This is a genomic window from uncultured Fretibacterium sp., from assembly GCF_938030725.1.
Classification (GTDB): Bacteria; Synergistota; Synergistia; order Synergistales; family Aminobacteriaceae; genus Fretibacterium.
On the sequence record NZ_CALHIQ010000014.1, the window covers coordinates 1 to 8,454 of the forward strand.

Genomic DNA, 8,454 nt, shown 5'->3' on the forward strand with positions numbered 1-8,454 from the left:
ATCCAGGTGACGCACCAGTTGGAGAACTTCGACGACGTGGACCGGGTCCTGCTGCTGTCCGGGGGGCGCCTTGCCTGGCAGGGGGCTCCCGATGCGTTCTGGTCCATGGCGGAGTCGCTGGGGTTCGAGCTCCCGCCCCTTCGTCGGCTGACGGAGAGGCTTCAGGGGCTTGGCCTCGACGTTCCAACGGCCGACGCCGAGGGCATCTGCCGCGCGCTGGAGGGGCGGGGGTGGAACCTGCCTCAGCGGCGCGACGGGGTCCCCCCGGCCGGCCGGACGCCCCTCATCGAGGTGCGACACCTCGCCTTTCGCTTCGACGACGGTTCGGATGGCGTGGCGGCGCTCTCGGACGTTTCCGCCGACGTGCCGCGGGGCGGGTGGCTCTCCATCGTCGGGCGGACGGGGAGCGGGAAGTCCACCCTCGCACAGCACATGAACGGCCTCTACAGGCTCCAGGCCGGCAGCATCCTCCTGGAGGGAGAGCCCCTGCCCCAGAGCGGGGAGGCTCTTTACCGCTTGAGACAGCGCGTGGGGCTCGTCTTCCAGATGCCAGAGAGGCAATTGTTCTCGCCCACCGTCCGTGAGGAGCTGGCCTTTGCGCCGGCGAACGCGGGGCTCGAGGGGGAGGCGCTCGACGAGGCCGTCCTGGGGGCGCTCAGGGCCGTGGGGCTGCGGGAGGACTTCCTGTCCCGAAGCCCGTTCCAGCTTTCGGGAGGAGAGCAGCGGCTGACGGCCATCGCCTCGACGCTGGCTGCCGGCCCCGACTGCGTCGTCCTGGACGAGCCCCTGGCGGGGCTGGATGCCGCCTACCGCCGCGGCATCCTGGCCCTCCTGACGCGGCTGCGGGACGAGGGCAGGAGCGTCGTCACCATCACCCATGACCTGGACATGGCGCTCGGCTTCAGCGACCGGGTGCTGGTCATGGACGGGGGCCGGAGCCTGGCGGAGGGCACGCCGCAGGAGGTGCTGCCGTCCCTGATGGAGGCGCTCCGGCCCGACGTGTGGCCGGGGGCCCTTCAGGTGTCCGCCCGCCTTCGGGCGCGGCATCCCTCCTTCCCCCTGGTCTGGCGGGTTGAGGCACTGTGGGACCTCTTGAGGCAGGGGCTTGCCCCAGGCCCTGAGCGCTTGTCCTTATCGTCGGCGGGAGGGGGAGCTTAAGGTGCGCTTTTCCTCCATGGTCATGGGGCAGTACGTCCCCGCCGACTCCGTCGTCCACAGGCTGGACCCCAGGGCGAAGCTCCTGGGGCTCCTGTGCCTCGTGTCCGGGGTCTTCGCCGCGGGGGACGTCCCCGCCGTGGCCCTCTGCACTTTGACGTTCGCGGCTCTCCTTCGCCTCTCGCACCTGTCGCTCTCGGCCGTGCTGCGCTCCGCCCGTTCCGTCTTCTTCCTCGTCGCCTTCACCTTCGCCTTCAGCGCGGCCTCGATCTGGTGGGGGGAGGGCGACCTCCTCCTGGGCCTGCGGACGGGGGGATTCAGCGCGTTCCGCCTCCTGATCCTCATGCTCTTTGCCGTGCTCCTCCCTCTGACGACGGCGCCCCTGGAGATGGCGGACGGGCTTGAAGAACTCTTGAGCCCCCTCGCCCGACTGGGGTTCCCCGCCGGCGAGTGCGCGATGATGGTGGGCATGGCCCTCCGCTTTATCCCCCTTTTGATGGAGGAAACGGACCGCATCATGCGCGCGCAGATCTCCCGCGGGGCCCGGCTGGATCAGGGCGGGGTCCTTCGCCGCATCGTGGCCTTCTTCCCCGTGCTCATCCCGCTCTTCGTCATCGTCTTCCGCAGGGCGGACGACATCGCGCTGGCCATGGAGGCCAGGGGCTACGGGGGCGGGGCGGGAAGGACGAGACGGCGCCCTTTGCACTGGAAAAAAAGCGACACAGGCGCTACAATCTTATGTGCGTGTTTTGCCGCCTCGCTCTTCTTGTGGAGGACGTTTGGCGGCTGAGGTATGGGTGCGGACCGCGGGCCGCGGGCGCCCCTGAGAGGGGAGGGCTCTCGGTGACGGAGTGGCGGTACGCCGTTCAATTGGCCTACGTGGGGAGCCGCTACTGCGGCTGGCAGCGTCAGGCGGACGCGATGGGCGTTCAGGAAGCCCTGGAAAACGCCCTGTCGCGCCTCTCGCCCACGCCCGTCAAGGTCACGGGAGCGGGGCGCACGGACCGGGGCGTCCACGCCCTGGGACAGGTGGCGTCCTTCGCCCTCGTCCGGAGGTGGCGGGAGGAGAGGCTGCGCCTCGCGGTGAACTTTCACCTGCCGGAGGACGTCCGCGTGATGAGGCTCTTCTCCGTGCCCCCGTCCTTCAGCGCCCGATACAGCGCGCTTTGGCGCGAGTACCGCTACTTCGTCTGGCACGGCTGGGTCTGCCCTCCGCACATGAACGGCCTCGTCTGGTGGAGGACGGCCCCCTGGGACACGGGCCTCGCACGGGACGCCTGCCGCGTGCTGGAGGGGGAACACGATTTCCGCGCCTTCTGTCAGACGGGGGAGTGCCCGGATCGGAGCGTGCGGAGGCTGGACTGCGTCCGCCTCCAGCGGTGGGGGTCGATGACGGTGCTGACGGTGCGGGCGCCGTCGTTCTTGATGAACATGGTGCGCATCATCGTGGGCAGCGTCGATGCCGTGGCGCGGGGGGAGCGCCCCCTGGCCTGGCTGGAGGGCCTGTTGCAGGGAGCGCCACGAAAGGACGCGGCCATGACCGCCCCGGCCTGCGGGCTGTGGTTCTGGCGCGCGGCCTATCGGGAAATCCCACTCCTGCCGCCCATGGGCGGAGAGGGCGCGTTCTTCGGCCCCTGGCCGTCCGACCTCGCGGCTGACGAGGACGGGTAGGACCTGAAGGACGGGGAACGTTTCGTGTCCGTTGAGCCTCCCTGGGAGCGGCCGGACACGACCCATATGAATCGCTATGAGAATTTTGAAGGATCGCGTTCCAACGAGGGAGCGCTTGTGAGGAGAGGACTCCCGAGGGGGTTAGGCGATGTTTGGAACGGATATCGGTATCGATCTGGGGACCGCGACGGTCCTGATCTACGAGAGAAAACACGGCGTCGTGCTGCGGGAGCCGTCGGTGGTGGCGGTGGATCAGGACACGGGCAACATTCTGGCCGTGGGCTACGAAGCGAAGAACATGGTGGGCCGCACGCCGGGGAGCATCGTCTCCGTGCGCCCGCTCCGCGACGGGGTGATCGCGAACTACTCCATGACCGAGGCGATGTTGCAGCACTTCATGCGCCGCGTGACGAAGGGGTGGCAGCGCTTCTTCCGCAACCGCGTCATGATCTGCGTGCCGTCCGGTGCGACGGACGTGGAGCGGCGCGCCGTGCTGGAGGCGGCCCTTGAGGTGGGGGCCAGCGAGGCCTACCTCATCGAGGAGCCCATGGCCGCGGCCATCGGGGCGAGCCTCAACGTGGAGGAGGCCCGCGGCAAGATGCTGGTGGACATCGGCGGGGGGACGACGGACATCGCCGTGATCTCCCTGGGGGGCGTGGTCGTCTCGAAGTCCCTGCGCCTCGGCGGGGACAAGTTCGACGAGGGGATCATGCGCTACCTGCGCCGGCAGTACAACCTGGCCATCGGCGAGCAGACGGCGGAGAACCTCAAGATCATGATCGGCACCTGCGTCCCGCTGGAGGAGGACCAGCGCATGGTGATCAAGGGACGGGACCTGGTGCAGGGCCTGCCCCGCCAGGTCGAGGTGACCAGCTCCGCCGTCAACATGGCGATCGGCGAGATGGTCCAGACCCTTGTGGATGGCGTGAGGAACGTTTTGGAGCTAACGCCCCCGGAGCTTTCGGCCGACATCATAGACAGGGGCATCGTGCTGACCGGCGGCGGCTCCCTTCTGCGGGGCCTGCCGGAGCTGGTGGCCCAGCAGACGGGCATCAACTGCTTCACGGCGGAGAACCCGATGGAGTCGGTGGCCCTGGGGACGGGGCGGGCGCTGGCGGAGATTGACAGCCTGCGGAGCTCCAGCAGGAGCGGGATCCTGGTGAACCTCAAGAAGGGGCGCCGGCGTCGTTATTGACTTAGGGTTAGGGGGCGTGATCTTTTGAACCGAGGGCTCTACGCGGCTTGTTCGGCCATGTTGGTGCAGGAAACGAACCTGGACGTGACCACGAACAACCTGGCCAACGCGGACACGAGCGGCTACAGAAAGCGGGTTTCGACGAACGCGGAGTTCAGCGCCTACATGGACCGCCACGAGAAGGTTTCGGAGGACGCCGAGACGAAGATCATGACGGTGCCGCCCTTCACCATGAACTGGAAGGGCAGGCAGACGATCGGCACCCTGGCCCTGGCGACCGTCTACTCTGAGGACGTGACGGACGTCCGGCCCGGCGTGGTGAAGACGACGGACGACCCCCTGGAGCTCGCCATCGACGGCGACGGCTTTTTCGCTGTGCAGGACAGCAGGGGCAACATCTTCTACACCCGCGCCGGCAACTTCACGCTGGACAGCGAGGGCGTCATCATCACGCACAACGGCATGACCCTCCAGGGCGAGGGCGGCGGCATCGAGGTGGGGCAGGCCACGAGCGTGGCCGTCACCCGGACGGGACAGGTCGTCGCGGACGGCGAGGCGGTGGGGGCTATTCCCCTCTACACCTTCCAGAACCCAACGTACCTGCGGCAGGCGGGGCAGAACCTCCTTCAGCCCACGCGGCAGTCCGGGGACCCGGAGGCCGTGGAGAACGCCCGCCTCATCTCGGCCGCGCTGGAGCAGTCGAACGTCAGCGTCGTCGAGGAGATGGTGCGGATGACCGAGGCCCAGAGGGCCTACGAGGCGGCCTCCAAGGCCCTGATGACCCACGACGAGCAGACGGGAAAGCTGATCACGTCCTACAGCAGAGGATAGCAGAGGATAGCGGAGGACGATTCGGGAAGCGCCGCAGGGCGTTTCCGTGACCCGAAAAAGGGGGATGCAACGATGTTACGAGCGCTCTGGAGCAGCGCGTCCGGCATGATCGCCCAGCAGACGAACCTGGACGTCGTTTCGCACAACCTCGCGAACGTCAACACGCAGGGATACAAGAAGCGCAGGGCGGACTTCGAGGACCTGCTCTATCAGGTGTGGCGCGAGCCGGGCACGCCCGTGGAGCCGAACTCCACCGTGCCGACGGGCGTGCAGGTGGGGCTTGGAACGCGCGTCACCGCCACGCCGAGCTTCATGACGCAGGGGCACTTCCAGATCACGGACAACAAGATGGACTGGGCCATCGCGGGGCAAACCATGGCCGGGGAGAACGCCTTCTTTCAGGTGACCCAGCAGGACGGCACGATCGCCTACACCCGCGCCGGAGCGTGGGAGATCGACGGCGACGGCCAGATCGTCAGCGAGGACGGGCTTTTGCTGGAGCCGACATGGTGGTCCCGGAGAACGCCACCTCCGTGCAGCTGACCCGGACGGGACGGGTGATGGTCACGATCCCCGGCCAGACGGAACCGCAGGAGATCGGGCAGCTGGAGCTGGCGCGCTTCATCAACCCCGCGGGGCTTCGTGCCCTGGGCGACCGCCTCTTCCTGGAAACGAGCGCGAGCGGCGCGCCCATCGTGGGGCAGCCGGGGCAGAACGGGATGCCCACGGTGCGCCAGGGCGTGCTGGAGATGTCCAACGTGCAGGTGGTGGAGGAGATGGTGGGCATGATCATCGCCCAGCGGGCCTATGAGGCGAACTCCAAGGGGATTCAGACGGCGGACGAGCTCCTGCGGATCGCCAACGGCTTGAAGCGCTAGTGCGGAGGGGACCGTGTCCTGTCCTTCAGGGCGGAGGCCTCTCCGCCTTTTTTTTATCCGAGCGGCATTTTGGGGCTGTCTTTCAACCCTGCCCCTCCTCATCTGCCTCGCCCTGTGCGCCACCGCGGCGCAGGGGGCCCCGACCCTCAGCGTGCGCGTCACCCTTCCCTCCGTCCTCCGCGCGGCGGACAGCGCGTTCACGCTGGGGGAGGTGGCCGGGATCGAGGGGCCGCAGGACGCGAAGGCGGCTCTGTCCGCCCTGCTCCTGTCCGGGGAGGGCGGGGCCCTCACGCGGGAGCAGGTGCTCCAGGCCATCCGGGCCAGCGGGCTTGAGGGCGTTCGGGTGGAGCTCACCATGCCCGCCGTGGTGCGGGTGGAACCTTCGGCCACCGAAGGTTCTGGAGCGCAGGTCACCCCAGCGCTCCGCTCTGACGTTTCCCTGTCATCTATGATAAAATCACTGGCAGGGTGGGGCGGCACGGTGGAGGTCGTTGCTTCGGGCCCCGTCCCGGAGGGACGCCTCGTGGCGCCGGCCTTGATGGTGCCGGGGACGCCTGCGGCGACTCTGCGGTTTCAAGACAAGGCGGGGCGGCTGCGTTCGTTGGCCGTGCGGATGACCTGGCATCAGGACGTTCAGGTCGCGGCGCGAACCCTTCAGAGGGGGCGGCCGATCCGGCGGCAGGACCTCATGATGCGCCGGGTGCAGATCGCCCGTCCGGGCGTCTACGCCGAGCGGGCAGAGCAGGTCTTGGGCTTCATCCCGAGCCGGACCCTGAACCAGGGGGAGCCCGTCCTTCTGGAGCTCCTGACCTCTCCGACCCTCGTCAGGAAGGGACGGCCGGTGAAGGTGGTGGCCCGACTGGCCGGCCTCACGGCGACGGCGGAGGGCGTGCTTCTGGACGACGGCGAGCCGGGTGACGTGGTCCGCGTGCGGCGGACGGACCGGAAGACCACGGTTTTGGAAGCGCGAATCATCGATGAAAACACGGTGGAGGTGACGGTCCCATGAAGATTTGCTTTAGGCAGGGGAGGGTCGTTGCGCTCACGGCCCTTGCGCTCTGCGCCCTTGGGGGGACGTTCCTTGCCGGGGCGGCGGGTGCCGCTTCGCTGTGGGACGACCGGACGAACTGGATCGTTGACGTGCGACCGGGGCGAGTGGGGGACGTGGTGACCGTCCTGGTGAACGAGAGGACGAACGCCAAGGACGAGGCGACGATGGACCTCAAGAAATCCTCCAGCAATTCCGTCAGCGACGGGACGGGCATCCTGAAGTTCATTCGGGCTCTCTCCCTGACCAGCAAGAACAGCAGCGCCGGCGACGGCTCCTTCGAGCGGAAGCACCACGCCACGGCCACGGTGGCCTGTCTTGTGACCGAGGTACTGCCGAACGGGAACCTGGTCATCGAGGGGACGCGCGACGTCCGCACGAGCGAGGAAACTTTGCAAATTCAGCTGGTGGGCGTCATCCGCCCCCAGGACGTCAACAGCGACAACCAGATCAACAGCTCTCTCGTGGCCAACGCGGAGCTGGCGGTCAAGGGGCGCGGCGCCATCGCCCGCACCCAGAAGCCGGGGATCATCTCGCAGATCCTGCAGGCCGTGTTCTAAGGAGAAGCGACGAATGAAGCGCTTTCGAGCTCTCGGTTTCGTCTTGGCGTGCCTCCTCGTCGGCCTGCAGGCCGCGGGGGCGGCGGCCTCCGTCAACCTTCAGGACATGGACTTCACCAAACTGCACCCCAGGGTCCGCATCAAGGACATCGCGGATATCGAGGGCGCACGGGACAACCAGCTGACGGGGGTCGGGCTGGTGACGGGCCTGCGGGGGACGGGTGACAACTCCGCCATGACGACCCACATGATGCGGAACATGATGCGCAACTTTGGCGTGACGCTGGCCCCGAACGAGGTAAAGACCCGAAACGTCGCGGTGGTTTCGCTGACGGCGACCCTGCCGCCCTACGCGCGTCCGGGGCAGAGGATCGACGTGAGCGTCAACGCCATCGGCAACGCTCAGAGCCTTCAGGGAGGGACCCTGATACAGGCCCCTCTTCACGCTGCGGATGGCAACGTCTATGCGGTGGCCCAGGGCTCCGTGCTGGTGGGGGGATGGGCGGCGGACGGAAGCTCTGCTTCGACGACGAAGAACGTCCCCACGGTGGGGCGCGTCCCCAGCGGGGCGATCGTGGAGAGGGACGTCCCCTCGGACTTCACCCTGGGGGGGCAGATGGCGCTCCTCCTGCGCGACCCGGATTTCACCACGGCTCAGCGCGTCGCCGACGCGATCAACCAGAAGTTCGGGGCCATCGCGTCCCCCGTGGACGCGGGGCGGGTGGTCGTCAACCTTCCCGGGCAATACCTGGCGGCTCCCACGGCCTTCCTCGCGAACGTGGAGAGGCTTGAGATCACGCCGGACATGGCGGCCAGGGTGGCCGTGAACGAGAGGACGGGGACGGTGGTGATGGGCGGCAACGTGCGCATCAGCTCAGTGGCGGTGGCGCACGGGAACCTGACCGTGTCCGTGAAGGACGACCCGAACGTTGTGCAGCCGGAGGCGTTCAGCGGCGGAGAGACGCGCGTTGAAATCCGGACGGACATCACGGTGAACGAGGACGGGGCCAGCATGATCGCGATGCCGGCCACCACGACGGTCCGCGACATGGTGCGCGTGCTGAACGCCATAGGGGCGACGCCGAGGGACATCATCACGATCCTTCAGGCGATCGA

At 67.9% G+C, this 8,454-nt stretch carries 8 protein-coding genes and 1 pseudogene; all 9 read left to right on the plus strand.

The window, feature by feature from the left end; translation table 11 throughout:
* Positions 1–1,158, plus strand: a 1,158-nt coding sequence (locus tag Q0629_RS01180; protein ID WP_298777881.1) for an ATP-binding cassette domain-containing protein, incomplete at its 5' end; no start/stop codon positions are given.
* 1 nt (position 1,159) lies between these two features.
* Entirely contained in the window at positions 1,160–1,945 is a 786-nt protein-coding gene (locus Q0629_RS01185; protein WP_298777884.1) for an energy-coupling factor transporter transmembrane protein EcfT, read from the plus strand.
* On the plus strand, positions 1,894–2,826 hold the full coding sequence (truA, locus tag Q0629_RS01190) for a tRNA pseudouridine(38-40) synthase TruA (protein WP_298777887.1): 933 nt from the start codon (positions 1,894–1,896) through the stop codon (positions 2,824–2,826). The genes Q0629_RS01185 and truA overlap by 52 nt, the downstream gene beginning before the upstream one ends.
* 148 nt (positions 2,827–2,974) lie before the next feature.
* Complete coding sequence (locus Q0629_RS01195; RefSeq protein ID WP_298777889.1) at positions 2,975–4,021, plus strand: rod shape-determining protein; 1,047 nt, start codon at positions 2,975–2,977, stop codon at positions 4,019–4,021.
* Positions 4,022–4,045: 24 nt separating this feature from the next.
* On the plus strand, positions 4,046–4,852 hold the full coding sequence (locus Q0629_RS01200) for a flagellar hook-basal body protein (protein WP_298777892.1): 807 nt from the start codon (positions 4,046–4,048) through the stop codon (positions 4,850–4,852).
* Positions 4,853–4,924: 72 nt separating this feature from the next.
* Positions 4,925–5,730 (plus strand): annotated as a pseudogene (gene flgG, locus Q0629_RS10135) (flagellar basal-body rod protein FlgG).
* Between the two features lie 151 nt (positions 5,731–5,881).
* Entirely contained in the window at positions 5,882–6,739 is an 858-nt protein-coding gene (gene flgA / locus Q0629_RS01215; RefSeq protein ID WP_298777899.1) for a flagellar basal body P-ring formation chaperone FlgA, read from the plus strand.
* On the plus strand, positions 6,736–7,338 hold the full coding sequence (locus Q0629_RS01220) for a flagellar basal body L-ring protein FlgH (protein WP_298777901.1): 603 nt from the start codon (positions 6,736–6,738) through the stop codon (positions 7,336–7,338). Before flgA ends, Q0629_RS01220 begins: the two co-directional genes overlap by 4 nt.
* Positions 7,339–7,351: 13 nt before the next feature.
* The coding region (locus Q0629_RS01225; RefSeq protein WP_298777903.1) for a flagellar basal body P-ring protein FlgI at positions 7,352–8,454 on the plus strand (1,103 nt) is incomplete at its 3' end.